The sequence below is a fragment of the Burkholderia sp. PAMC 28687 genome (genome assembly GCF_001577465.1).
GTDB lineage: Bacteria > Pseudomonadota > Gammaproteobacteria > Burkholderiales > Burkholderiaceae > Caballeronia.
In genome coordinates, this window is the sequence record NZ_CP014507.1 from 1,047,668 (window position 1) to 1,071,705 (window position 24,038).

The 24,038-nt window shown below is 61.2% G+C and carries 23 protein-coding genes and 1 pseudogene; 9 read left to right on the plus strand and 15 right to left on the minus strand.

Annotation, left to right across the window (positions count from 1 at the left end; translation table 11 throughout):
• Window positions 1-57: 57 nt before the first annotated feature.
• The 3 genes from AX768_RS27630 to AX768_RS27640 all read left to right on the plus strand — a co-directional run bounded on the left by AX768_RS27630 (window position 58) and on the right by AX768_RS27640 (window position 4,450).
• Entirely contained in the window at window positions 58-969 is a 912-nt protein-coding gene (locus tag AX768_RS27630) for a LysR substrate-binding domain-containing protein (protein WP_062003238.1), read from the plus strand.
• A gap of 90 nt (window positions 970-1,059) precedes the next feature.
• Window positions 1,060-2,196 (plus strand): 2-methylaconitate cis-trans isomerase PrpF, encoded by a 1,137-nt coding sequence (gene prpF / locus AX768_RS27635; protein ID WP_268271672.1) that lies wholly within the window; start codon window positions 1,060-1,062, stop codon window positions 2,194-2,196.
• A 307-nt stretch (window positions 2,197-2,503) separates the two neighbouring features.
• On the plus strand, window positions 2,504-4,450 hold the full coding sequence (locus AX768_RS27640; protein WP_062003240.1) for an SMP-30/gluconolactonase/LRE family protein: 1,947 nt from the start codon (window positions 2,504-2,506) through the stop codon (window positions 4,448-4,450).
• Here the strand turns inward: AX768_RS27640 and AX768_RS27645 are convergent.
• Window positions 4,440-4,859 (minus strand): hypothetical protein, encoded by a 420-nt coding sequence (locus AX768_RS27645; RefSeq protein ID WP_062003241.1) that lies wholly within the window; start codon window positions 4,857-4,859, stop codon window positions 4,440-4,442. The two genes, AX768_RS27640 and AX768_RS27645, sit on opposite strands and share 11 nt — an antisense overlap.
• Before the next feature lie 15 nt (window positions 4,860-4,874).
• A pseudogene (locus tag AX768_RS27650) lies at window positions 4,875-6,790 on the minus strand (PAS domain S-box protein).
• Between the two features lie 249 nt (window positions 6,791-7,039).
• On the opposite strand from AX768_RS27650, the gene AX768_RS27660 reads away from it, so the two are divergent.
• Window positions 7,040-8,164 (plus strand): Y-family DNA polymerase, encoded by a 1,125-nt coding sequence (locus tag AX768_RS27660; RefSeq protein ID WP_062003244.1) that lies wholly within the window; start codon window positions 7,040-7,042, stop codon window positions 8,162-8,164.
• Window positions 8,165-8,173: 9 nt separating this feature from the next.
• The gene (locus AX768_RS27665; protein ID WP_335340485.1) at window positions 8,174-8,767 is read left to right on the plus strand and encodes an alpha-ketoglutarate-dependent dioxygenase AlkB family protein; all 594 of its coding nucleotides are present in this window, start codon (window positions 8,174-8,176) and stop codon (window positions 8,765-8,767) included.
• Here the strand turns inward: AX768_RS27665 and AX768_RS27670 are convergent.
• Window positions 8,764-10,464: a methyl-accepting chemotaxis protein gene (locus AX768_RS27670; protein ID WP_082779111.1), complete on the minus strand. Its 1,701-nt coding sequence runs from the start codon at window positions 10,462-10,464 to the stop codon at window positions 8,764-8,766. The genes AX768_RS27665 and AX768_RS27670 overlap by 4 nt on opposite strands.
• Before the next feature lie 230 nt (window positions 10,465-10,694).
• Here AX768_RS27670 and arsC point away from each other — a divergent pair, with 230 nt between their 5' ends.
• Window positions 10,695-11,117, plus strand: coding sequence for an arsenate reductase (glutaredoxin) (arsC, locus tag AX768_RS27675; RefSeq protein ID WP_062003246.1), 423 nt, complete (start codon window positions 10,695-10,697; stop codon window positions 11,115-11,117).
• 37 nt (window positions 11,118-11,154) lie between these two features.
• On the opposite strand, the gene AX768_RS27680 is transcribed toward arsC, so the two are convergent.
• Genes AX768_RS27680 through speB form a run of 3 tightly spaced genes read right to left on the minus strand, consistent with a single transcriptional unit; the run spans window position 11,155 to window position 13,120 of the window.
• Window positions 11,155-11,334, minus strand: coding sequence for a hypothetical protein (locus AX768_RS27680; RefSeq protein WP_062003247.1), 180 nt, complete (start codon window positions 11,332-11,334; stop codon window positions 11,155-11,157).
• Between the two features lie 18 nt (window positions 11,335-11,352).
• On the minus strand, window positions 11,353-12,132 hold the full coding sequence (locus AX768_RS27685; protein ID WP_062003248.1) for a class II aldolase/adducin family protein: 780 nt from the start codon (window positions 12,130-12,132) through the stop codon (window positions 11,353-11,355).
• A gap of 37 nt (window positions 12,133-12,169) precedes the next feature.
• The gene (gene speB / locus AX768_RS27690) at window positions 12,170-13,120 is read right to left on the minus strand and encodes an agmatinase (protein ID WP_062003249.1); all 951 of its coding nucleotides are present in this window, start codon (window positions 13,118-13,120) and stop codon (window positions 12,170-12,172) included.
• 156 nt (window positions 13,121-13,276) lie between these two features.
• On the opposite strand from speB, the gene AX768_RS27695 reads away from it, so the two are divergent.
• Window positions 13,277-14,167: a LysR family transcriptional regulator gene (locus tag AX768_RS27695; RefSeq protein WP_062003720.1), complete on the plus strand. Its 891-nt coding sequence runs from the start codon at window positions 13,277-13,279 to the stop codon at window positions 14,165-14,167.
• Window positions 14,168-14,374: 207 nt separating this feature from the next.
• Here the strand turns inward: AX768_RS27695 and AX768_RS27700 are convergent, their stop codons facing one another.
• The gene (locus AX768_RS27700; protein WP_231941566.1) at window positions 14,375-14,824 is read right to left on the minus strand and encodes a hypothetical protein; all 450 of its coding nucleotides are present in this window, start codon (window positions 14,822-14,824) and stop codon (window positions 14,375-14,377) included.
• A gap of 330 nt (window positions 14,825-15,154) precedes the next feature.
• Between AX768_RS27700 and AX768_RS27705 the strand changes: the two genes are divergently transcribed.
• A complete protein-coding gene (locus AX768_RS27705) occupies window positions 15,155-16,009 on the plus strand; it encodes a helix-turn-helix domain-containing protein (RefSeq protein WP_062003250.1) in 855 nt (284 codons plus the stop codon).
• Between the two features lie 6 nt (window positions 16,010-16,015).
• On the opposite strand, the gene AX768_RS27710 is transcribed toward AX768_RS27705, so the two are convergent.
• From AX768_RS27710 to AX768_RS27725, 4 genes are all read right to left on the minus strand, one after another.
• On the minus strand, window positions 16,016-17,824 hold the full coding sequence (locus AX768_RS27710; protein WP_062003251.1) for an ATP-binding response regulator: 1,809 nt from the start codon (window positions 17,822-17,824) through the stop codon (window positions 16,016-16,018).
• Window positions 17,821-18,258, minus strand: a complete 438-nt coding sequence (locus AX768_RS27715) for a molybdopterin-dependent oxidoreductase (protein ID WP_231941618.1) — start codon at window positions 18,256-18,258, stop codon at window positions 17,821-17,823. Before AX768_RS27715 ends, AX768_RS27710 begins: the two co-directional genes overlap by 4 nt.
• Before the next feature lie 69 nt (window positions 18,259-18,327).
• Entirely contained in the window at window positions 18,328-19,965 is a 1,638-nt protein-coding gene (locus AX768_RS27720; RefSeq protein WP_062003253.1) for an ATP-binding domain-containing protein, read from the minus strand.
• A 157-nt stretch (window positions 19,966-20,122) separates the two neighbouring features.
• On the minus strand, window positions 20,123-20,794 hold the full coding sequence (locus AX768_RS27725) for a glutathione S-transferase (RefSeq protein ID WP_062003722.1): 672 nt from the start codon (window positions 20,792-20,794) through the stop codon (window positions 20,123-20,125).
• Window positions 20,795-20,987: 193 nt separating this feature from the next.
• Here AX768_RS27725 and AX768_RS33360 point away from each other — a divergent pair, with 193 nt between their 5' ends.
• The gene (locus tag AX768_RS33360; RefSeq protein ID WP_162916082.1) at window positions 20,988-21,158 is read left to right on the plus strand and encodes a hypothetical protein; all 171 of its coding nucleotides are present in this window, start codon (window positions 20,988-20,990) and stop codon (window positions 21,156-21,158) included.
• 51 nt (window positions 21,159-21,209) lie between these two features.
• Here AX768_RS33360 and AX768_RS27735 read toward each other — a convergent pair whose 3' ends face one another.
• The 4 genes from AX768_RS27735 to AX768_RS27745 form a co-directional block, all read right to left on the minus strand.
• Window positions 21,210-21,623: a response regulator gene (locus AX768_RS27735; RefSeq protein ID WP_086381144.1), complete on the minus strand. Its 414-nt coding sequence runs from the start codon at window positions 21,621-21,623 to the stop codon at window positions 21,210-21,212.
• A gap of 9 nt (window positions 21,624-21,632) precedes the next feature.
• A complete protein-coding gene (locus AX768_RS34170) occupies window positions 21,633-21,761 on the minus strand; it encodes a hypothetical protein (RefSeq protein WP_257722386.1) in 129 nt (42 codons plus the stop codon).
• A gap of 227 nt (window positions 21,762-21,988) precedes the next feature.
• Window positions 21,989-22,750 (minus strand): AraC family transcriptional regulator, encoded by a 762-nt coding sequence (locus AX768_RS27740; RefSeq protein WP_062003724.1) that lies wholly within the window; start codon window positions 22,748-22,750, stop codon window positions 21,989-21,991.
• Window positions 22,751-23,006: 256 nt separating this feature from the next.
• Window positions 23,007-23,960, minus strand: a complete 954-nt coding sequence (locus tag AX768_RS27745; RefSeq protein WP_062003255.1) for a 4-hydroxyproline epimerase — start codon at window positions 23,958-23,960, stop codon at window positions 23,007-23,009.
• Window positions 23,961-24,038 lie beyond the last annotated feature (78 nt).

Genomic DNA, 24,038 nt, shown 5'->3' on the forward strand with positions numbered 1-24,038 from the left:
TTGGTTCTTGAAATGCACCAAGTGCGGTTTTTTTGCGTTATCGAGGCTTGTAAACACATGAGAAAAGGCATCCCCAATCTGGTCGCGCTGCAGATTTTCGAAGCGGCCGCGCGCCATGAGAGCTTTACACGCGCCGCCAACGAACTCTCGCTCACGCAAAGCGCGGTGTGCAGGCAAGTGGCATCGCTGGAAAGCAGATTGGGCGTCGCGTTGTTCCTGCGAATCAAGAAGCGCATTGTGCTGACCACGCACGGAAGGCAGTACGCCGCGCTCGTGCGCAAGAATCTCGACCGGATCGAACGTGACACGCTCGAATTGATGGCGCAGCGTGGCGTCGGGCGGATTCTGGAGATCGCGGTCGTTCCGACGCTCGCGAGTCAATGGCTGATTCCGCGACTGCCGCAGTTTCGTGCGTTGCGCCCGGATATCACGGTGAACCTGTCGATCCGTACGGAGCCTTTTCTGTTCAGCGACTCTCCTTTCGATGCCGCGCTGTACTTCGGCGATTCCGTTTGGCCCGGGACGCAAGGCAAGCTGCTGTTCCGCGAGGGGAAGGTCGTGCCGGTGTGCAGTCCGTCGTTACTGGCGGGCGCCGCGCCGGTTTCACTGGATCAATTGACTGATTTGCCGCTGTTGCATTTATCGACGAGACCGGACGCCTGGCGTACGTGGTTCCGGCTCAATGGACTGGAACACGACGTGCGCGCGGTCCGTGGCGCCCGGTATGAATTGTTCACGATGCTCACGAGCGCCGCGCAGGCGGGTCTGGGCGTGGCGCTGCTGCCGGAGATCCTGCTGGCGGATGAATTGTCGTCGGGAAGGCTGGTCGTTCCCCTCGATAAACCCATGACCGGCGCATCGGGCTATTACCTCGTTGCCCCGGATGAAATTGCCAACGACGAACCGTTCGTGGCGTTATCGGAATGGCTGAGTTCGATCGTGCCGCGGATGGAGGAGGTGGAGGCGTGAAAAGCGTAGAGACGTTTAAAGCCGCAAAATAGGCCCTCACGCCCCCACCGGAGACAAACCTTGGCCCAGACAAAAATCCCTGCCGTCTACATGCGTGGCGGCACGAGCAAGGGCGTTTTCTTCCGTCACGACTGGCTGCCCGAAGACCCCGCTCTGCGCGACCGCATCCTCATGCGCGTGATCGGCAGCCCGGACCCCTACGGCCAGCACATCGACGGCATGGGCGGCGCCACCTCGAGCACGAGCAAGGTCGTGATCGTCGGGCCGTCGTCGCGTGAAGATTGTGACGTGGATTACCGGTTCGGGCAGGTCGCCATCGACAAACCCGTCGTCGACTGGTCCGGCAATTGTGGCAACCTGACCTCGGCAGTGGGTCCGTTCGCGATCGCCCAGGGTCTCGTCGATGCCCCGCGCGACGGGGTCGCCACGGTCCGGATCTGGCAGGCCCACATCAACGCGAAGATCATTGCCCACGTGCCCATGCGTGACGGCGAAGTCGTGGAAGAAGGCGATTTCGAACTCGATGGCGTGACGTTTCCAGCAGCGGAAATCCGCATCGAATTCCTCGACCCCGCCGGCGATGGCGAAGGCTCCGACGGCGGCATGTTCCCGACCGGAAACGCATCGGATGTGCTCGACTTACCGGGCGTCGGCGCAGTCGAAATGACGATGATCAACGCCGGCAATCCGGCCATCTTCATCGATGCGACAGCCTTGGGCCTGAACGGCAACGAACTTCAGCGCGACGTGAATGGCAACGCGGAGTTGCTGCTCAAGGCCGAGGCGATTCGCGCGCACGCGGCGGTCCGCATGGGGCTCGCCAAGACCGCCAGCGAAGCCACGCAATCAAGGCCGCATACGCCCAAGCTCGCGTTCGTCGCGAAGCCGAGCGCTTACGTGGCATCGAGCGGCAAGCACATCGACCCCGCGACGCTCGACATCAACGCCCGCATTTTTTCGATGGGCAAACTCCACCATGCGATGACCGGTACCGGGGCCGTCGCCATTGCGGTCGCGGCAGCCATTCCCGGGACGCTGGTCAACCGGCTCGTACCTGAATCGCATGGGTCGATCCGCTTCGGCCATCCATCGGGGAGCCTTGCGGTCGGCGCCGAAACCAGGCGGATAGACAATGACTGGATCGTGACGAAAGCCATCATGAGCCGAAGTGCGCGCAGGTTGATGGAAGGGTTCGTGTTCGTGCCTTCAACGGTGTTTGATTCCTGAAACAACCGGTCAGGCTTTCACCATTAGGTTGACCAAGCATGACGTAATTACCTGATCCACCGGTTATCACCGAAAGATTTCCGGCATTCAAGTACGCCGATAACGTCAAATAAAGACGCGCCATTTATTTTTGATTTTTATCGGCGGCGCTATCCAATATTTTCCCTTTACGATCAGCCGTAGCGTGGTTGAGGCATCGGCTCGTCTCGATCACATACACCCCTCGCAGACGCCGCCCAGGGCAATCGCGCGCTCTACGCGCCCACCCCGCTCAAGCCCACCAAAAACGTCCAGGAGAACATCGCTCATGGTTATGACACGCCTTCGCGTTCTTTTAGGCGCGCTCGTGCTGCTCGCCACGATCGCACGCCCCAGTCACGCGCAATACTCCACGGACTGGATCGCGAACACGTTTGGTACGAATTCCACCTACGTAGGCAACGGCGCCCGATCGATGTGGATCGCGCCGGAAGGCATCGTCTACACGGCGTCGCTCTGGGACGAGAACGAGGGCGGTATCGCGATCTACCAGAACCGCCAGAACGCGGGTTCCATCGGCATACACAACGCATTTCAGGGCAGCGCGATCACGGGCAACGCGACATCCATTTTTGCAGCCATGCAATATGACAGGAACAAAGGCAGCGGCTACGTGGGCCGGTACAACCGCGTGACGAAGACGCAGGACTTTTCCATTGCCGTCAGCGCGACCACGACCGAAAAGCGCGCCGATGTCATCACGGGGCTTGCCACCTCCGGCTCCCTGCTCTACGCAAGCGACTTCCCGGGCAATCGCGTGCGCGTCTACACCACGGACGGCGTCTGGCAAAGCGACATCAACGTGACGGGTCCCGGCGCGCTCGCGCTGGACGCCTCCGGCAACCTCTGGGTCGCGCAGCAGGGAGCGGGCGCCATCGTGGAATTCAGTCCGGGCGGTGCAACCATGACCACCATCCAGATGGCCGCCGCGTCGCGTCCGTCCGCGCTTTATTTCGATGCCACCAACGGGCAGCTCCTGGTCGGCGACCAGGGACCCGACATGAACATCAAGATCTACCAGACATCGGGCAGTCCGGTTCAAGTGGGCACGTTCGGGATTCAGGGCGGTTATCTCGACACCACATCCGGCATCAAGGGCCAGGTCGGCGACAGGCGCTTTACGCGCGTGGTGGGTATCGGCAAGGATGCGGCCGGCAACCTCTATGTGCTCAGCAACCCGTGGGGCGGCACGTGGGACCTCGCCCGCAACGGCAACACGGACATCTATGTGTACGACACGTCGAACATCCTTCGATGGAGACTGCAGGCGCTCATCTTCGAGGGCAACGGCGCACCGGACCCCGGCACGGACGGCGCGTTTTTCTATGGCGGTTTCAACGTCTATACGGGCACGGCCGGCGGCACGTTCGTGGCGAACACGGTGAACCCGTTCGACTATCCGGCTGACCCGCGAATCGATATCAACGATACCCAACGCGGCCAGCACTTCGCGCAACTCGCAACTGTTGGCGCAAACAGGGTCATGGTCGCGGCCGGCCAGAATCCGGGCGTGTTCAATGTCTATCACTTCAACGCGGCGAACGGATACATTGCGATTCCGGATGGATCACTGCCGGGCGCGCTCTTCAATTCGAGCACGTTGATCACAGGCGGGTTTTCGCTCGATAGCAACGCGAACGTCTGGGCCGGTCCGGACAGGACGAACCGCATTTACTTCTATCCGCTGACGGGCTTCGATGCCGACGGCAAACCGTCATGGGGACCCGGCTTTGCCTATGCCACGCCCAGATCCGTCCTGCCGCTGACACGCATCATCTATCTTGCCGACAGCGACACCATGATCCTCGGACAAGGCATCATTGGCAGCGCGGACTGGACATCGATAGGCACCCGCATCGAGGTCTATCACGGCTGGCGCGCGGGCAACCAGAAGTCGCCGAGCCCGGTCATCACGCTCACGAGCGCGAATCCCAAATCGATCACGGCGGCGGGCAACTATTTGTTTGTCGGGTATGTGCATGCGGCGCCGAACATCGACGCGTTCAATCTTGCGACTGGCAGTCTCGACATGACGTTCGCGAACAGCAATCCCGGCTCGGTCGATGTAGGCAACGACGTCGATTCCATGTACGGCCTGAGGGCTTATCTGCGCTCGACGGGCGAGTACGTCGTCACGAAGGACAACTACAACGAGTCGAGCATCATTGTTTACCGGTGGACGCCGGGCGCCGTTGCGAATGCCGCTAGACCTTAGCCGGCGGCCGAGGATTGTTCGCCGGATTGGTGTCGAACCTGGAGACGCGTTCTATGCCGGACGGATCTGCGAGCGCGGACAATCCCGCTTGCAGCGCGTCGGCAATGTCCGCGGCGTAGACATCCGCATCGTTCACGTAGACGGTGAACGACCGCAGGTATTTGGCCTTTTTCTCCGGGTTCTCGATCGTATCCCGGGTCCATTGGTACAGCGGATATTTGTCCACTCCGAGTTTTTCCGCTTCATCGACATAACCCGCGAATGCATCGAACTGGCACACGAGCGACGCGTCATGCCGGCGCAGCAGATCACTCAACGGCTCCGGCACCTGCTGCGGATCGCCGCGCAAGGTCGCGGCGAGTTCGGGCGAAGCAGTGATCCGGATCTGGAACAACCATGCATTGCTCATGTTTCCTCGCTTCGTCTATGTCGCCGTGCGCAGCACCTGAGCAAGATCGGCCAGCCGATACGGCTTGGTGATGAAGGTGAATGCATCGGTCGGGCCATGCTGTTCCTTCAACATGGGCAGCGGATAACCCGACGCAAGGACGACCTTCAATTGCGGCAACAGCGCCCGCGCCGTCCGCGCGAGCTCCAGTCCATGCATGCCTTGAGGCATCACGACGTCGGTGAACAAGATCGAGATATTGGCGCTCCGGTTCAGCATCTCCAGCGCTTCCTTCGCGTTGTTCGCCGTCAGGACCTGATAGCCGATCGACCTGCACAACTCCGCGCCTATGTCGAGCACGTCCGGTTCGTCATCGACCATGAGGATCATCTCTTGCGATGCCGCGAGCGCGCTTTTCGACTCCACCGCGCTGTCCTCGATAGCTGGCAAATACAGCCGGATCGTGCTGCCATGCCCCTCTTTGCTGTCGATCTGCACCTCGCCGCCCGACTGCGCAATGAAACCATACACTTGGCTCAAGCCGAGCCCGGAGCCCTTGCCGACTTCCTTGGTCGTAAAGAACGGCTCGAACGCGCGCGCAATGACCTTGTCCGGCATGCCCGTCCCGGTATCGCTTACGGTCACCGCTATGAAAGCGCCAGCTTTGAGTGTGCCGACATCGCCGTCCTTGAGATCCGCGTTGTTCACCGCCACGATGATCTTGCCGCCCTCGGGCATCGCGTCGCGCGCGTTGACCACCAGGTTGAGCAACGCTGCCTCGAACCGCGCAACATCGATTGCGACCATCCGCAGTTCCGGCACATAGGCAAAGTCAATCTCGATACTCGAGTTGCCCGCGCGCTTGAGCACCGCTTCGAAACCGGCAATCACCACGTTGAGGTCGCAGTTCTGGACTTGCAGCGGCTGCTTGCGCGCAAACGACAAGAGCTGCTGCGTGAGGGTCGCGCCACGTTCGACGGCTCGGCGCATCGTATCGAGAATACGGATGTCCGATGGGTTGCTCAGACGCATGGTCAACAGGTCCATGCTGCTCGACAGGACGGTCAGCAGATTGTTGAAATCATGCGCGATACCGCCGGTCAGCTGCCCGACTGCCTCCATCTTTTGCGACTGGAACAGTGCGGCGTTGGCGCGCTCGAGCGCCTCTGCGGCCAACTTGCGCTCGGTGACGTCGCGCGTGATCTTGGCGAAGCCGATCAGTTTCTGATGATCGTCATGGACTGCATCGACTACAACGTGCGCCCAGAACCGCGTCCCATCTTTTCTGACTCGCCAGCCTTCCTGCTCGAACCTCCCCACCGATGCAGCCGCTGCGAGCGTTTTTGCAGGAGAGCCGGCCTGGCGATCCTCGGGTGTATAGAAGCAGGAGAAGTGCTGGCCTACGATCTCGTCGTGCGTGTACCCCTTGATGCGCTCGGCCCCCGAATTCCAGTTCGTGACCACACCGTCCGGCGCCAGCATGTAAATGGCGTAATCCGTCACGCCCTGCACGAGCAGGCGAAACCGTTCTTCGCTTCCGCGCAAGGCTTCCTCGGCCGCCTGCGTTCGGTGATATCGCGCGTGACCTTGGCGAAGCCGACCAGATTGCCCTCGGGGTCGCGGATCGGATCGATCACGACGTTCGCCCAGAAACGGGTGCCGTCCTTGCGCACCCGCCAGCCCTCGTCTTCGAAACGGCCTTCTTCGCGCGCCGTGCGCAGGGCGCGAGCAGGCCTGTTGTTTTGCTGGTCTTCCGGGGTATAGAAAAGAGAGAAATGCTTGCCGATGATCTCGCTGGCCGTGTAGCCCTTGAACCGTTGAGCGCCCGCGTTCCAGCTATTGATGCGACCGCTCAGGTCGAGCATGTAGATTGCGTAGTCACTGACGTTGCTCACCAGCAGCTCGAAGCGCCGTTCGTCGGAGAAGCCTGCGGTGGTTTCTTGTGTGGTCATTTACTTGAATCTTCGAGTGAACCCATGTAGCAGCCAGGGCGGGTCCGGACCCGGCTATAGACATAAATTAGACGAGTAATCATAGACCTATACACGCGCTTTTACCCTTTGAATACGTGCCGGCCTTGCGTGGATGCCGGCCATGCCAGGCAATTTCGATGTAAGATACTGTATATCCATACAGCTAAATGATGTCATGTCCGATCCTGGAGCGCCGTCGTGACCACGCGCCGTATCGCGCATCTCGACATGGACGCGTTCTACGCGTCCGTCGAACTGTTGCGCTATCCCGAACTGCGCGGCCAGCCCGTTGTCATCGGCGGCGGCCGGAACGCCACGCCGCAAACCCTGCCCGACGGCAGCCGCCGTTTCGTCCAGCTGCGCGATTACGCCGGCCGGGGCGTGGTAACGACTTCCACTTACGAGGCCCGGGCGCTCGGTGTGTTTTCGGCCATGGGCATGATGAAAGCGGCGCAACTCGCGCCGGACGCCTTCTTGCTGCCCACGGATTTCGATTCGTACCGGCATTATTCGCGGCTTTTCAAGGCAGCCGTCGCCACGTTCACCACGCAAATCGAGAATCGCGGTATCGACGAAATCTATATCGATCTGACGGATTTGCCGGGCGACCCTGCCGACACCGCCGCGCGCATCAAGCAGGCCGTGCGGGACGCAACCGCCCTGTCGTGCTCGATCAGCGTCGCGCCGAACAAGCTGCTGGCCAAGATCGGCTCGGAACTGGACAAGCCCGATGGCCTCACCATCCTCACCGCCGCCGATATCCCGCTGAGGATCTGGCCGCTGGCAGTACGCAAGGTCAACGGCATCGGGCCGAAGGCGACCGAAAAGCTGGCCGGCATCGGCATAGAAACGGTCGGCGATCTGGCCCGTGCGGACCCGGAACTGCTCCAGGCTACCTTCGGGCGAAGCTATTCGGCGTGGCTCGTGGAAGTCGCGCAAGGTGAGGACGAACGGCCGGTGGTCGTGAGTTCGGAACCCAAGTCGATGAGCCGCGAAACCACGTTCGAGCGCGACCTTCACCCGCGCCAGGATCGCAGCACGTTGTCGGCGGCGTTCACGGAGTTATGCACGCGGGTGGCCGACGACTTGCGGCGCAAAGGCTACGAAGGCCGCACGGTCGGCATCAAGCTGCGTTACAACGACTTCAGCACGGTCACGCGCGACCTGACGGTGCCCGCGCCCACGGCCGACGCCACCGATATCCGCCGCGCCGCCACCGAATGCCTGCGGCGCGTGCCGCTTGACCGGCGTTTGCGTTTGCTGGGGGTGCGTGTGACGGCGCTGGTGCCGGCGGGGTCGTATGTCGCCGAGCCGATCGCCGTCCAGGGCGAACTGCCGTTTTCGGCGGATTGAGGAAATATCGTGTATCAGAACGATTTGTTCGATCCCGTGCCGCTCGATCTCATCGATGACGCCGAAAGCGGGATTCGCTATCTGCCCGGTGTGGTGTCGCCCGCCACGGCGCAAGCGTGGTTCGAGCAAGCGCTCGATGGCGTGATCTGGAGCAACCAGCGCCGCATGATGTACGAGCGCGAGGTCGATGTGCCACGCCTCATGGCGCATTCTTCGCTCGATGCCGCCGACCTGCCCGCGCCGCTGCTGCAGGCGGCGGAACAGGTCCGGTCGACCGTCGGCGCGGCGTTCAACAGTGTCGGGCTGAATCTGTATCGTGACGGCAACGACAGCGTCGCGCCGCACAACGACCACACCAAGGGACTCGTGGCGAAAGCGCCCATTGCCATTCTTTCGCTGGGCGCCACGCGCCGCATGAGCATCCGCGCCAAATCAGGCAGGGGGCACACGCTCAACGTCGATCTGCACGCGGGGAGCGTGCTCGTGATGAGTTACGCATCGCAATTCACGCACAACCACGGCATCCCGAAGACGAGCGAAGTGGCCGGTCCGCGCATCAGCCTGGCGTTTCGCTGCTTGGCTGAGAAGGCGACTGCCGCTTAGAACGCTTCCCAGTCGGCCGCGCCCGCCAATGCAACCGGCTTCGCTTTTTCCACGCCCGCGAGCGGCGCTTTCAGCCGGGCCAGCCGCTGGGTTGCAACGGCACGGGGTGTCGGTTTCTGCGCCGGCTTCACGACGACCTTGACGCTTTCCACGCCGCCATCGTTCAGTTGGAACACCGATACCGCCGCCTTCAACGCGCCCGCTTGATCTTCCAGCGATTGCGCCGCGGCCGCCGCCTCTTCCACCAGCGCCGCGTTTTGTTGCGTCACTTCGTCCATCTGTGTGACGGCGAGCGCCACCTGCTCGATACCGCTGCTCTGCTCGTGCGAAGCAGCTGCAATCTCGCCCATGATGTCGGTCACGCGCTGCACGGCGCCGATGATCTCGGACATCGTGCGGCCGGCGTCGCCCACCAGCGTCGTGCCTGTCTGCACACGGGAAACGGACGTGTTGATCAGTTCCTTGATCTCCTTGGCCGCCGCCGACGAACGTTGCGCAAGACTGCGCACTTCCGCCGCCACGACCGCGAATCCACGGCCCTGTTCGCCCGCACGCGCCGCTTCGACCGCCGCGTTCAACGCCAGGATGTTGGTCTGGAACGCGATGCCTTCAATGATCGTGATGATGTCCGCAATCTTCGTCGAGCTCTGGTTGATGTCGCCCATGGTATCGACGACTTGCGAGACCACCGTGCTGCCCTTGTTCGCAATCTCCGACGCGTTCGCGGCCAGCGAACTCGCCTGACGCGCGTTCTCGGCGTTCTGCTTCACCGTGCCGGTCAGCTCGTCCATGCTCGACGCCGTCTGCTGCAACGCCGACGCCTGCTCTTCCGTGCGCGACGACAAATCGATGTTGCCCGCTGCAATCTGCTTGGTCGCCGATGCAATCGACTCGCTGCCCGAACGCACCGAGCGCACGGTGTCGACCAGACTTGCCTGCATCTTTGCGAGACCGTTGAGCAACTGGCCCATCTCGTCGCGCGATGTCACGACCAGTTCGCGGCGCAGGTCGCCGGAAGCAATGGCATCGAATTGTGCGAGCGCTTCGTCGAGCGGACGCCCGATCGCGCGGCGCAGCGAGACCCACGAAAACGCCGCAGCCAGTAATCCGATGATGATCGCCACCACGCTGATGGTGCGGAACTCGCTGAACTTTTGCTGCGAGAGTTCGAAGTCGCTCTTCGCCGAATCGAACTGGTACTTGCGCAGCGATTCGCCGATGGCGGCCAGTTCGTTGAACTTGACCTGCATGGCTTCCGCCGATGCAACGATCTTCTCGGCGTCGTTTGCGCGGACATTCGCGTAGCCATCGTCGAGCATTTTCTGCAGTTCGAGACGCTTGGCCTGGAACGCATCGGCCATTTCCTTTTCGCCGGGTCCTTGCGGCAACGCGGCGTAGCGGGCCCATTCCTTGTCTGCGCGTTCGCGCATCAATGTGCCGCGCCCGATTGCCGTCTCTGCCGCGGGCTTGCCGACCAGCAAGGCTGCTCGGTCGAAGCTGAGCCGCTCACGCGCGGTGAACATCTCCGCGTTGCCGGCGGAGACCGCGCTGGGCATTTCATTGGTGAAGAGGCTGCGCGTGGTTTGATTACCCAGGCTCATGCCCCACAGCCCCAAGCCGCCGATAACCACCAGCAACAGCCCCAAAAACGCCATGGCAATGCCGAGGCGGCCCTTGATCGTCGAAAGTATGTTCATGTCTCAGTTGTCTCGATACTGTTAGCAAGCGGCGGCGCACACCCGTGCCACGAGCGCAACCGGAGCCGCAATGTTCCCCGACTCGTACCCTTTAACGGCAATCCCACCTGTCACTTGAGTAAACTGTCATAGCATCTGCTTATGCTGCATCGACAAGGATCCTTTCATTTCGATTATTCCGGGAATGAAAACCGGCCGGCTGCACTTTCAGAGGTAAGGGAGACGACGACATGGACATCACGATCTATCACAACCCGCTATGCGGCACGTCGCGCAACACGCTTGCGCTGATCCGCAACGCAGGGATCGAACCGAAGGTCATCGAGTATCTGAAGACGCCGCCCGATCGCGCCGCGCTGACCAGGCTCATTCAGGACGCGGGGCTTGGCGTGCGCGATGCGCTTCGCGAAAAAGAAGCTGTATTCGTGCAGCTCGAACTCGCCGATGCAACGCTGACCGACGAGCAATTGCTCGACGCCATGGTGGCGCATCCCATCCTGATCAATCGTCCGTTCGTGGTGACGCCTGAGGGCACGCGTCTGTGCCGGCCATCGGAGAAACTCCTGGAGATTCTTTCGGCCGCGCAGAAAGGTCCGTTCGCCAAGGAAGACGGCGAACGGATCATCGATGAAAAAGGCAAGCTGGTTCGCTGAGCCGGCGGCAAGCTGGCTCGACACGCGGCCGCGCAGCTTAGTGGCGCGCGATATCGACCTGGTTGAGCAACGGTTCGCCGCGCACCATCCGGCGCACGTTTTGCGCAATCTGCGAGCCGATGGTATCCAGCGTGGAGATCGCCGCCATGTGTGGCGTGACGATGACTTTCGGGTGCTGCCAGAGCGGGTCGTCGGCGGGAAGAACGAGCTTGGTCATATGCGGATTTTCGGACGATCACGAGCGGTAGTCGGGCTGCGTATCGGCGATGAGACGCAATGCCGCTTGCCACGCAAGTTCCGTGATGCCGTCGGCACCCTCCGATTCGAACTGCTGCGCGGTCAGTTCGCGGACATGTTCGGGAGGAAAACGCAGTTGCGTGCCGCCGGCCATGGCCTGGACTTGGGCCTGACACGCGCGCTCGAGGAAATAGATCTCATGGAACGCGTGCGCGGCCGTAGCGCCTCCGGCGAGCAAGCCGTGATTGCGCAGGATCATCGCTTTGTGGGAACCCAGGTCCGCCACAAGACGATCACGCTCGCCCAGGTCGAGCGCAATGCCTTCGTAGTCGTGATAGCCCAGCTTGCCGTAGAACTTCAGCGCGTGCTGACTGATGGGGAGGAGCCCGTGCTCCTGCGCGGACACCGCCGTGCCAGCCGCCGTATGCGTATGCACCACAAACGCCAGGTCGTGGCGCGCCATATGCAACGCGGAATGGATGGTGAAGCCCGCCGCGTTGACCCTGAAAAGCTCGGGCATGTCGCGGGCGCGGTCATCGATCACCTTGCCCTGATAGTCGATCTTCACCAGATCCGATGCCCGCATTTCGTGGAACAGCACGCCATACCGATTGATCAGGAACGCGGGCTTATCATCGGGCGAGCCGGGCAAGCGCGCGGTGATGTGCGTATCGATCATGTCGGTCATGCGGAAATGCGCAGCCAGCCGGTACAACGCGGCGAGGTCCTCGCGGACTTTCTGTTCCGTGGCGGGAGGCGAGTTCGGGGCGGTTCGCATGGTGGGGTCCTTGTCCTTGTGGCGCGTGCCCGACAGCTTAACGCCTGATCACACCCGGCAGCACGCAAAGCATTTCATACAGGAGATTGGCGCCGAGCAGCGACGTATTGCCAGTTGTGTCGTAGGGTGGCGACACCTCCACCAGATCGCATCCGATCAGGTCCAGCCCGTGGCAGCCCCGAATGATTTCCATGCCTTGAATCGTCGTCAGGCCGCCGATTTCCGGCGTGCCCGTACCCGGCGCCCAGGCAGGGTCGATACCATCGATGTCAAAACTCAAATAGACCGGGCCGCCCTCCACCTTGCGCCGCACTTCGGTCATCAACGGGTCGAGCGATTTGTGCCAGCACTCCTCCGCCTGCACGACGCGAAAACCTTGCCGCCGGCTCCAGTTGAAGTCGTCGGCGGTATAACCCTGCGCCCGCAAACCGATTTGCACCACGCGCTCGCAATCGAGCAGACCCTCTTCCACGGCACGACGAAACGTCGTGCCGTGCGCGATCTTCTCGCCAAACATATGGTCGTTCACGTCGGCGTGCGCATCCACATGCACGAGCCCGATCTTGCCGTGTTTCCGATGCATTGCACGCAGGATGGGAAGTGTGATGGTATGGTCGCCGCCCAGCGAGAGCGGTCTGACATCGTGCTTGAGAATGCCGTCGTAATGCTCTTCGATGATGCGCACCGCGTCGAGCAGATTGAAGGTATTGATGGGTACGTCGCCAATATCCGCCACCGACAGCGAGTCGAACGGCGCCGCGCCGGTCGCCATGTTGTAAGGGCGGATCATGACCGACTCCGCACGAATGCCGCGCGGCCCGAAACGCGTGCCGGGGCGTAACGACGTACCGATATCCAGCGGCACGCCTATGAACGCGGCATCGAGTCCCTCGGCGGACTGCAGATGCGGCAGGCGCAGCATTGTCGCAATACCCCCGAAGCGCGGCATCTCGTTGCCGCCCAGCGGCTGGTGAAAGATCTTTTCCATGGTAAGTCCCTCGCATTCATTCATCGAACAAGCATGCATCCGATTCTGAATGCGCGCGGCATGACGAAAAAGTGCTGGTGCGAAATATTTAGTTCAGGTATTTCTAAAGTATCGGCGCGGCGCCTTTATCTGTCGCGGTTTTCATGGAGCTTGGTCGTGGCTACAGTCTTGCCTGAAGCACGCCTGCTGCGCATCTTTATCTGCGTGGTGCGGCATCAGGGTTTCGCCGCAGCGCAACAGGAACTGAATCTATCTACATCGGCCATCAGCACCTACATGAGCCAGCTTGAATCGCTGGTGGGCGTGGTGTTGTGTCATCGCGGGCGCGGCGGCTTCAGCCTTACGCCCAAAGGCGAAGAGTTTCATCAGGAAGCGTTGCGCCTGATCGGCGAAGTCGATGGCTTCGAGCGTTACGCCGCCGGCTTGCGCGGCGAGTTGCGCGGCAGCATCAAGCTGGGCGTGCTGGATTCAACGGTGAGCGACAAGGCCCTGCCCTTGTCCGAAGTCATCGGCGCATTCACGCGCGAACATCCCGCGCTGCATTTGCATCTGCATGTGCAAGGCCCGTACGAATTGCAGCTTAGCGTGCTGGGGAACCGGCTCGATCTTGCTATCGGCGCATTTCATCTGCGCATGAACGGGCTGGTTCATCACTCGCTTTATCGTGAGCAGCACTGGCTTTATTGCAGCGACACGCATCCGCTTTTCAACGAGCATCAGATACCGCACGAGACCATCAGCCAGCAACGGATGGTCGGCCGCGCTTACTGGAGCCAGACCGAGCTTGCGCGTCACGGCTTCAAGCGCAGCGAAGCCACGGTCGACAGCATGGAAGGACAGTTGATCCTCATTCTGTCGGGCGCGTTCATTGGCTTCTTGCCGGAGCATTATGCGCAGACATGGGTCGACAATGGCCGTTTGCGCGCGCTTGCACCGGCAGCATTTGGTTATCAGGCGCCATTTGGACTGATCCTGCGGCGCGGGCGCTCAAAGGAACCGCTGATCCAGAAATTCCGCGACACGCTCAAAGGATATCTGCCGCGGTAGATTTCAAGGCCGGCGAAGCCGGCACGGCTTGCTGCCCGCGTTCGACACCAATGAACCGGCGCACGCGTTCAGCACCACCTTGCAGACGGATGGCTTCCGGCGCGGCAGGCCCACTTTGTCCAGCAACGAGAAAGATCGTGCGGTTACATCCGCACGCTTGCCTTGGCGTGATAGTGCGGTGCGAGCGTAAGGTTCTCAAGAAACCCGTCATTCCGACTTGCAGAGAACCGCAGTCGTGACAGGCGTTATTTCGTGCACGATCGCGTTGCTTCCCGCTTGATGCACGCGATCCCTGACGTCGTCGGGAGGGGCGGTCACCACGACGCCATAAGCGGAATTCGCGATGGGCGTGCCCTTGCCCTGCGCAAAAATGGGATCGTCCTTCTGGTAACCCAGCACCACGAAAACCTTGTAGTCGTAGGCCGTAAGCTTGACGCCATGCGCCGGCCGGAACGCATTGATGGAATTGGATTCGACGCGCATCGGCTTGCTCTGGATCTCGCCCCCGGCCAACAGCGCGCTGATAAACGTATGGCCCGACGATTTGCAATCGAGTTGTTCCTCGATCGCCTCGGCACGTGCAAGCACCGGCGACAGCACGAACAATGCTGTCGCAAACCCTGCCGCCGTTCTAAGAGACTTGGTGACACGCATCATCGGCCCCCGATGTTCGATCCTGCATTGACCCGCGGCAAATTTTCCTTCGCAAATTGCGACTGTACGCGCATGGCTGTTAAATTGCCTGACCGATATGGGAATCCCGAACCCGCATAACCGCTGTGCGCTTTCAAACCACGCTAACGTTTGCATCTTTTAGCGTATCGCGCAACCGGATTCAAAGTCCTTCCGCCATTGGGGAAAAACCGGTCGAGATGTGCGCAAACCCTTTCAACGGCTCAAGTGTTTTGCTAAGAGCCACGCTCTTGCGCCTACAATACCCCCCTCTCAGTCTGTCGACACCACACGCTTTAACCGGTAAGCAGCAGCATGGTCACTGAAACCTCATCTTCTGATTCCCTCGCCGTCGCCCAGCGCGTACGCGACCTGATGAATCGCCACGGCATCGGCAAACGGCAGCAGACCGCCGAGCTTTGCCGCATCCTCGACCTGAGTTTCTCGCAGGGCCATCGCAAGTTGCGCGGCAACAGTCCCTGGACGCTCGCGCAGATCCGCCGCGTGGCGGAAGCCTTCGACGAACCCGCGCTGCAGCTCTTCGATGCCAAGAACGCCGACGTCGACGACACCGAAGGCGCGGCGCAAGACGCCGTACTCAAGCTCGGCGCCGCCGAAATCGCGTGCGTTGCATGGATAGGCGACGCGCTCGAACCCGGCAGCCGGCCGGATTTCATCGCGCAGAACATGAATGGCAGGTGGATCGTGACGACGCACGAAGGCGTGCTGCTGCAAGCCGCGCACGACGTCCACAAGATCGAGATCCAGCCGCGCCGCACCGACATGGACAAGCCGCTGATCGCGGTAGTCGACGACGACCAGACTTCCGCCGACAACCTCCACGACTACCTGGAGCGCAGCGGCTTTGCGGCAGTGGCGCTGTATGGCCTGGAGGGTTTTGCCGAAGCGCTGCAGACGCAAGTCTTCGATGCCGTGGTCATCGACTGGTTGTTTGGCGCGCATACCTCGGCCGATGCGATCCGCGCCGTGCGCAACTCGGACAATCCTGATGCGCCGGTTTTCGTGCTGACGGGCGAACTGACGACCGGCAAGGCCAGCGAATCGGAAATCAGCGACGTCATCCAGCGCTACAACGTGACGTGTTTCGAAAAGCCGGCGCGCATGGCGATTCTCGTCGCCGATCTTTCCAAGCGCCTGTTGCGGGCGTAGCGCGCTTTAATGAACCCGTCGCGTCGCAGATAAAGCCCGCGCCAGCGCGCTTTTCAGCACCTCATAGCGCACAGGCTTGAGCAAGTAATCGAAGAACAGAATGGCCGCGCTTGGATCGACGAGATCCGGCGCATAGGCGCTGACCGCAATGACCGGCAAACTCGCGCCCGACGCGCGACGCGCCCGATATTCATTGACGAACGAATACCCGTCCTTGCCCGGCATATGCAGGTCCGCGAGGATCACGTCGGCCTGATTCGTCTCCAGCCACACAAGGGCGCTGTCCACATCACCCATGGCCACGCTTGCGTAACCCAGGTGAGCAAGCATTTCAGAGAGCGATTCGCGTATCGAATTGTGGTCGTCGATCACAAGCACGCGCGCTTTTTTCAGCGGCGGCAAATCGGCCGGCGCCCGTTCGCGTTCAGGTACGTGCGCCACGGGCGCCGCTGGCAGGCTCACACGAAACGCCGCGCCCTGCCCAATATCGCTCGATACATTCACCACGCCGCCCAGCAACTCGACCAGACCGCGGACCACGGCGAGGCCCATGCCGGCGCCATCGAAACGGCGGGTCGTCGATGAATCCAGTTGCGTGAATTCCTTGAAGATCAACGGCAACTGTTCGCGCGGAATACCTGGACCCGTGTCCACTACAGAGATATCGAGGCGCTCCAGCGTGCGCTCGAAACGCACGTCGATGGACCCTGCATCCGTGTATTTGACGGCGTTCGTCACGAGGTTGGTCACGATCTGCCGCAACCGGTGCTGATCAGATTCGATCAACCCCGCTTCGCCAGCGAACTGGCCCCGCAGCACCAGACCTTTTGCAGTTGCGGCCGGAATGTTTGCATCGACGATGGAATCGAGCAGTTCCATGGGATCGAACACGGTCAGGCGCAATTCGAGCTTCCCGGCGCCGAGCCGCGCAAAGTCGGTGAGGTCGCGCATCTGCGCTTCGAGATGGCGTGCGCCGGTTTCGAGCCGCTGGATGATCTTGCGATCGGCCTCGCTATGCAGATTGAGCTCCAGCAGTTCCACCGACGAGACGATCGCGTGCAGCGGCGTGCGCAGTTCATGGCTGATCATGCCGAGAAACGCGTCCTTCGCCTGCGATGCCTCGCGCGCGGCGCGCGTTGCCTGATGCTGCGCTTCGAGCGCCGCGCGTTGCTGATGAATCAGCCGCGACCGCCGGTATCCGTTGAGCAGCAGCATGGCCGTCGCGACCATGGAAAGCAGCGCGAGCAGCATGCCGCCCGCGAACAGATAACGGCGCTTGGACACGAAATCACGCACGATGTAATCGCGCTCCGCAACGTCCACGATACGCCGCCCGTTCGCCAGTTCGTTCACCGCATCCTGGTTCTGCCGCAACACGCCGATGACCCTCAGCGTGTGCGCACTGTCGGCGCTCAATGCATCGATGTCCGGTTCAATGGACTCGAGCGCAGCGTCGAGTTGCCTGAGAATTTCCTGCTGCCTGCTGCGCAGCGCTTCGCGATCAGCAAGCATCGCTGTGGAAGCCGTGACGATGGCGAGCTTCGATTCAAGGATCTCGTAGCGAAGCTTGACTTCGTCGACGTTGGCGTCGATACCGCTTCGATACAGCAATATCTGATTACCCAGGCGTCCATAGGCAATCTGGAACTGTGCACCGTCCCAGTAGAAACCGTCGTACGGCATGTCGAGTTGCTGGTTGCTCTGGTTCACAAGCAAAGTGGAATACAGCAGATATCCCACGCCCGCGAGCGGCGGCGCAATGGCGGCGGCGAGCAGCAACGCAACCTTCAGACGGCGAAGCGACGCACCGATCATTTAAGGACCAGCGCCTTGATTTGCCATACGAACTTCGCGTCCGCCACTGAACCGGTCAGTTCCTGCGGATAGGCATCGCGTGGATAGATCAGGAATAGCGGACCGAAGTTGCTGATCTTCAAACGCGTGCCGTTCATGCTGTACGCGAGGATCGCACCATAGCGCTCCGCTTCGGAGATGCTTACGGTGTAGGCGTAGTCGTCGAGCGTGCGAAGCTCCACCAGATCGCCATGCGCGCCCACGAGACGCAATACGTCGGCGAGCAAAGGACCGGTGAAGGCAGATTTGGGCGTCCAGGTTGTCGATGTCGTGATGGTGTGCGGCGGCAACTTCATCAGCTCGGCTTCGCTGATGCGGTAGATGGTGTGGTCAGGGTCGTTCGTGCGACTGATTTTCCCTTCCACGTCGAGCGTGACCGGCGCGGCGCTCGCCATGAGCGGCGTGCATGCAAGGGTCAGCAGCAGCAATACGCAACGAATCAGGTCGAACCTTTTCATCGCCGGTCAGTGTTGTTCGTCGAAGGCGCGTGCCGCGCGCTCGGAAGCCACCACGATCAGCTTCATGGTCGCGCGCGTCGCACCGACAAAAAACTTCCGTGCGACCTGTTCGTCGAAGGTATCGAAATCGACTTCGGTGAAGATCACGCACGGCGCCGACTGTCCCTTGAACCGGTAAATGGATTCGAGCAGCACGTCACCCTCGCGATATTCCGGATTCCCGAACAGATCGTAAGATCCCGTAAAACTGCGCAGCCGATGCGGCCCGAGATGCTCCTGCGACGTCAGGACCGATCCTTCCCTGCCGCGAAACGACAGCACCGCGATATCCTGCTTCCGATAACCCAGCGCCAGCGCTTGCGTAATCGCGCGCTTGGTCGCTTCGATCACTTCGTCGGGATGGCCGTTTTCATACGTGGACAGACTGACTTCGGAACCGTCGAACGGGCTGCCGGCATCGAGCCTCACTTCGCGTCCCACGATCCGGCGGATATAAGCAAGCAGGTCGCGCGGGCTGCGGTAATTCGTGGTCTCGCGCAACGTGGTCCATCCCGGCAACGGCACGGGATCGCGGAAATAGAGGTTCTGCATGGGATCTTCGAGCCACCACCATGCGCCTTCGGACTTGAGAAGACGCGCGAGCGCATCGACCCAGACCGCATGAAAGTCCTGGCCTTCATCGACAATCAACACGTCGAACTTCCAGTGCTCGGCAATCTCGACATTCGCGAAGCGTTCTTCAAGCGTAGTAAATACGTTCGGCTGGCTGAAGTCGGGCGGCGCGCCGGCGTCGCGCGTGACGGCGGCGCTCAACTGGTGATAGTTGGCAATGCGCGCTTCAGACGGTGCCACCAGCCGGATGTGATCAGCGAGCGGCCGGTTGAAGCAGACGTAGAGCACGCTGCGTCCCTTGGCAACTGCGTCGCGCATGACCTGCACTGCGAGCTGGGTCTTGCCCGAGCCGGCCGTGCCGATCACGCGTAACCTGAACGGCTCGAATTCGAGGCGCCGCGCCCATGTCGCCAGACCGCCCGACAAGCGTGTGACGAGCATGTCGGCCTGGCCGACGAGCGCGTTGGTATCGGGCGTGAGCGCGAGTTCGTCGGAGAGAAAATGATGGATGCGCGCCGATGCTTCGAAGCGCGGTTCATCCGGCGGCAGGATCTCGAGGACAACCGAAGGCAGCTTCGCTTTGCGGCTGGCATCGACAATGCGCGATTCCGGCACGCCCGCTATGGAAACGTCCTTGACTGTATAGTCCGGGCAATAAAGCAATTCTTCGATGCGATACGTGCCCGCGCCGAATGCCGCGGTAAACCGCCGGTGCAGGTTTTCGAGCGTGCGCGCCAGTTGAATGGCGACGTTGCGCTCCTTTTGCATGTAGACCTTCATCAGGCCGGCTGGCGTCTCGCGCAGGAAGCCGGCCTTTTGCTCGATCACGAGCACCCGACCGGAAGGCGCGACCACCACGAAGTCCGCTTCGCCGAACACGGAAAAACCCTCGTTGATGCGCGTCCAGTGCACCCCGTGATACACGGTGTAGTCATCGGGAAGCTTCGCGAGCAATGCGAGCGTGTCGAGTTCGCGCACGGCCGCGCCGGTCGCTTCCAGGTTTTTCCAGTCGTCGGGGACGATTCGAGCCATGCTTCGCCTTCGCGCTAAATACGGGATTCGGGTGCTTGTTCAGGAGGATCGACGGGCGTCTTCAGCATGCCCTGAAACCGCCTGGCTCCAAGCCGGATTCGGGAAATCAGCGGCCATTGTACGCAAGCCGCGCGAACGCCCTGCCCCGTCTGCCCGTTTAGTCCGCGAAGTCGTATTTGCCGCCGCGTTCGAGCGCTCGCTGATAAGCCGGACGCGCGTGAATGCGCTGCAGGAATGCCGATATCCGCGGCAAGGATCTGGCGCCCGCGCGCTGGCTGGCGGCTTCGAGCGGAAAGCTCATCTGGACATCGGCGGCGCTGAAGGTGTCTCCCGCAAACCACTCGGACTTCGACAATTCGTTTTCCACATAACCAAAGTGCAGTTTCAACTGCGGGTCGATGAAACTGTCCTGCATGGTCTGGGCGATCCGGCGTGCGATCGGCTTGACGAAGAACGGCATGGGCGCGCTGCCGATGCGCAACGCAACCAGCTTGAGCAGCAAAGGTGGCATGGCCGAGCCTTCTGCGTAATGCATCCAGTAGTCGTAGCGCAACCGCTCAGGCGAGATGCCGTGTGGCGGTGCAAAGCGGCCTTCCCCATAACGCTCGTTCAGATACGCGAGGATTGCGCCGGATTCGGCGAGCGTGCGGCTATCGTCGGTAATGACCGGTGACTTGCCCAGCGGATGGACCGCGCGTAGTTCGGGCGGCGCCAGCATGGTGTTCGGATCGCGTTGATAACGCTTGATGTCGTATTCGACACCCAATTCTTCCAGCATCCAGAGCACACGTTGTGAACGGGAATTATTGAGGTGGTGAACGATGAGCATGTAGGCTAGGCCGTAAAGGTTGGAGTCCGGGCGCGAACGCGCAAAGAATACAACACGCATGCGTGCGCGGGGCGTCGGCAAACCGAGCCGGTCGTCGGTTTTTTTTTGCATGCAGCGCACTAGGCCCGCTTTATGCGTGGGCCATGGTCCGGTTTACGGCTCTCATACCAACACGCACGCAAAGGACAATTCAATGACCCTGGTGATTTATCTCGTCGGCTGGCTGATTCTGATCGGTGGCGTGTCATGGGCGCTGGTCGCCATGCACGTGACACAGCACACCATCCTGATCGTCGATGTGATCCTGCTCGGGATCGCGGTCATCACAGGCGCAACCCGCGCGCGAAACCGGGACCGGTCCTAGGCAGATTCCGGCGGCCATGGGATGCGCTCCCGTGACCGTCGTACGAGCCGCCTAAGACAGCATCCGCGCGCTGAGCGATTGCTGGATCAGCGTGATCAAGGCGTCCGGATGTGCGGGCTTGGTCATGAAATGCTGGAACCCCTCGCCAATACTTCGCAGGCGGTATTCGTCGCCATCGTGGCCGGTCAGGGCAATCGCAATCGAAGGCGTCAGATTGCCTCGAATTTCGTGGTCGCGCAAACGTTGGATCAGGTAGAAGCCATCCATCATCGGCAAGTCGATGTCGCAGATCACAGCATCGGGCAGTACGCGAATGGCAGTCTCGGCGCCCTCTTCGGCATCGGCAACGGCAACCACATCCGCGCCTTCCTCCTCCAGCAACATACGCAGTGATTCCCTGCTTTCCAGATCATCTTCGACCAGCACAATCCGGGCATGCCCCAGTCTCGCTACTTCATTCATCATTATCTTTTCTTACAGCTCAAACAGGATTCCGGTGCCGATGCTGCGTCCGCTTAATTGCGGCTGACTGCTGACTGCTGCACGACGGCGCGAGATCCATGCGGCACCGTGTTGTAAGCCGCGCATGCCGGTGTCGAACATTGCACGGTTCAAGATTTTCAACGGGCGCAGTATGCCTCATTGCTTTCGACCATCCATGGAGCAAAAAACAGACCGACCGCAGAAAGTGCATGAGCAATCGGGCCAGCAGCCATGCTGCACAAGCGTTCGGAGCAATGCCGCGGGTGCACGTCGTGGCTTTGAGCACGCAGCACTGAACGGCAGGCGGGTAACTTTGGGTGCGCCAACCTTCCAACAAACCGTCAGACTTATTGATTCGACTGCGCGACGCCCGCGCTTTTCACAGCCGGGTACGTGCCCGAACTGTGGGAGCGCAACACCGCACGATATTCCGTCGGCGTCAGACCCACGGTCGCCTTGAACTGACGCGTGAACGCGCTATGGTCGGTGTATCCGCACAGCGCCGCCACGTCCGTTACCTTGTCGTGCGTGACAAGGAGGGCCGTGGCTGCATCGAGCCGCGTCTTGAGCAGCACTTGCCGCGGCGTCAGATGAAACACCTTGTGGAAATATCGCTCGAGTTGCGCGATGGACATGTTCGCCATGGCCGCGAGATGCGGCATATTCAGCGGCTGCACGAAATTGCACTGGATGTGCTGGACCACGGCGGCAAGCCGGCTATAGGCGGGATGCGTGCTTTCATCGGCCTGAAGGTCGCGTGAGATGCCCGCAAGACCGACCACGTTGCCGTGTGCATCGTGCAGCGGCTGTTTCGATGTCATGCACCATCCCGGCTGACGTGCCGGATAGAGATGCAGTTCGAGCTGATCGATCATTGCATTGCCTTGCGCAATGACCGAGCGATCCTGCGCCGTATAGATGCGCCCGAAGCGCTGCGGGAACACTTCTTCCGCAGTCTTGCCCAGCAACCCGGACTTGTCTTTCAGGCCGCATCGCGATGCCAGCGCGCGGTTCACGAGCGCATAACGCGCGTCTTCGTCCTTGATGAAGAACACGATGTCGGGCATTGCGTCGAAGACGGGCTCAAGCAGCCTGAAATGCTCGAGCATGGAATCGAGTGTCGACGCACCCGCAGGAGATTGCAGCGCTGCCTGCAGGCCAGCCTGGCTGCTCCTGGGTTCATGCGCACGCGGCGCCGGACGGTCCGTCGTAGTGATCATTCGCGTCTCGCTGGCGTCGTCGATGTCCGCGAGTGGCGCTTATCGGCCACTGATCGACCTCGAGCGCACTGCGCTGCGCCCGATTATAGAGGCGGCGCGCACGCGCCAAAATTGGTGCTGACCGCAGGCGGTTCGAAGCCACCGCTCATAGGGCCTTGATTCCCCGGGCGAACGGATCGGAACTTTCGAAACACAGGCGGCCTTCCGCCATGATGTGCGCCCGGCCGGTGATGACCGGAATCACCACGGTTTTACCTTCGACGTGAGCGCGCTGATAGCTGGCATCGAATACGCTGCCGATAATGCTTTCCTGGCGCCATATCTCGCCCTCGGCAAGCTGGCCGTCGTCCGCAAGGCACGCAACTTTGGCGCTCGTGCCGGTGCCGCATGGCGAACGATCGTAAGCGCTGCCCGGGCACAGGACGAAGTTGCGGCTGTCGATACCCTCATGCGGCGAGTCTGCAAACAATTCGATGTGATCGATCAGCGCGCCGTGTGCGCCCGTAATGTTCTGCGCCTGCAGCGCATCGCGCACGGCATCCGTGAACACGGTCAGACGCCCGATGTTGCTTGTGGCAAGTTCCTGACCATGGTCCGCCGCGAGAAAAAACCAGTTGCCGCCCCAGGCGACGTCGCCGGTGAGCGGTCCGTGACCGGGGACATCGACGGTGACCGCATGTCGATACCGGTACGCAGGGACGTTGCGAACGCTCACGCTGCCGTCTTCATTGAGCGTTGCTTCCACGACGCCTGCCGGCGTCTGGATCTTGTGCAATCCCGCCTGGATCCTCCCGAGATGAGCGAGCGATACAACGAGTCCTATGGTCCCGTGACCACACATGCCGAGATAACCGACGTTATTGAAAAAGATCACCGCCGCCGCGCACTCGGGATCATCTGGCTCGCACAACAACGCGCCCACGATGACGTCAGAACCGCGCGGCTCAATGACGACGCCTGCGCGCCAGTCGTCATGCTGTTCGCGCAAATTGTCGAGGCGACGGGTTAGCGTCCCGGTGCCAAGATCCGGGCCTCCGGATATGACAAGGCGCGTCGGTTCGCCACCGGTATGCGAGTCGATGAAGTTCAGGGTTTTCATGCTGTCATCGTAGGAATCGGGGCGCGTTGCGTCTTGGTGGCACTAGGCACGTTCAATGCCGATTTCAGCATAGTCAGG

Coding starts and splice junctions, on each gene's coding strand:
- AX768_RS27640 (WP_062003240.1), top strand. CDS start 2,504: ATGGTTATGACACGCCTTCGCGTTCTTTTAGGCGCGCTCGTGCTGCTC.
- AX768_RS27745 (WP_062003255.1), bottom strand. CDS start 23,960: ATGAAAACCCTGAACTTCATCGACTCGCATACCGGTGGCGAACCGACG.
- AX768_RS27720 (WP_062003253.1), bottom strand. CDS start 19,965: ATGGCTCGAATCGTCCCCGACGACTGGAAAAACCTGGAAGCGACCGGC.
- speB (WP_062003249.1), bottom strand. CDS start 13,120: ATGGAAAAGATCTTTCACCAGCCGCTGGGCGGCAACGAGATGCCGCGC.
- AX768_RS27710 (WP_062003251.1), bottom strand. CDS start 17,824: ATGATCGGTGCGTCGCTTCGCCGTCTGAAGGTTGCGTTGCTGCTCGCC.
- AX768_RS27705 (WP_062003250.1), top strand. CDS start 15,155: ATGGTCACTGAAACCTCATCTTCTGATTCCCTCGCCGTCGCCCAGCGC.
- AX768_RS27630 (WP_062003238.1), top strand. CDS start 58: ATGAGAAAAGGCATCCCCAATCTGGTCGCGCTGCAGATTTTCGAAGCG.
- arsC (WP_062003246.1), top strand. CDS start 10,695: ATGGACATCACGATCTATCACAACCCGCTATGCGGCACGTCGCGCAAC.
- AX768_RS27740 (WP_062003724.1), bottom strand. CDS start 22,750: ATGCTCGAGCATTTCAGGCTGCTTGAGCCCGTCTTCGACGCAATGCCC.
- AX768_RS27685 (WP_062003248.1), bottom strand. CDS start 12,132: ATGCGAACCGCCCCGAACTCGCCTCCCGCCACGGAACAGAAAGTCCGC.
- AX768_RS33360 (WP_162916082.1), top strand. CDS start 20,988: ATGACCCTGGTGATTTATCTCGTCGGCTGGCTGATTCTGATCGGTGGC.
- AX768_RS27735 (WP_086381144.1), bottom strand. CDS start 21,623: ATGATGAATGAAGTAGCGAGACTGGGGCATGCCCGGATTGTGCTGGTC.
- AX768_RS27645 (WP_062003241.1), bottom strand. CDS start 4,859: ATGAGCAATGCATGGTTGTTCCAGATCCGGATCACTGCTTCGCCCGAA.
- AX768_RS27660 (WP_062003244.1), top strand. CDS start 7,040: ATGGACGCGTTCTACGCGTCCGTCGAACTGTTGCGCTATCCCGAACTG.
- AX768_RS27670 (WP_082779111.1), bottom strand. CDS start 10,464: ATGAACATACTTTCGACGATCAAGGGCCGCCTCGGCATTGCCATGGCG.
- AX768_RS27725 (WP_062003722.1), bottom strand. CDS start 20,794: ATGCTCATCGTTCACCACCTCAATAATTCCCGTTCACAACGTGTGCTC.
- AX768_RS27715 (WP_231941618.1), bottom strand. CDS start 18,258: ATGGCGAGCGCCGCGCCGGTCACGCTCGACGTGGAAGGGAAAATCAGT.
- AX768_RS27680 (WP_062003247.1), bottom strand. CDS start 11,334: ATGACCAAGCTCGTTCTTCCCGCCGACGACCCGCTCTGGCAGCACCCG.
- AX768_RS27700 (WP_231941566.1), bottom strand. CDS start 14,824: ATGATGCGTGTCACCAAGTCTCTTAGAACGGCGGCAGGGTTTGCGACA.
- prpF (WP_268271672.1), top strand. CDS start 1,060: ATGCGTGGCGGCACGAGCAAGGGCGTTTTCTTCCGTCACGACTGGCTG.
- AX768_RS34170 (WP_257722386.1), bottom strand. CDS start 21,761: ATGTTCGACACCGGCATGCGCGGCTTACAACACGGTGCCGCATGGATC.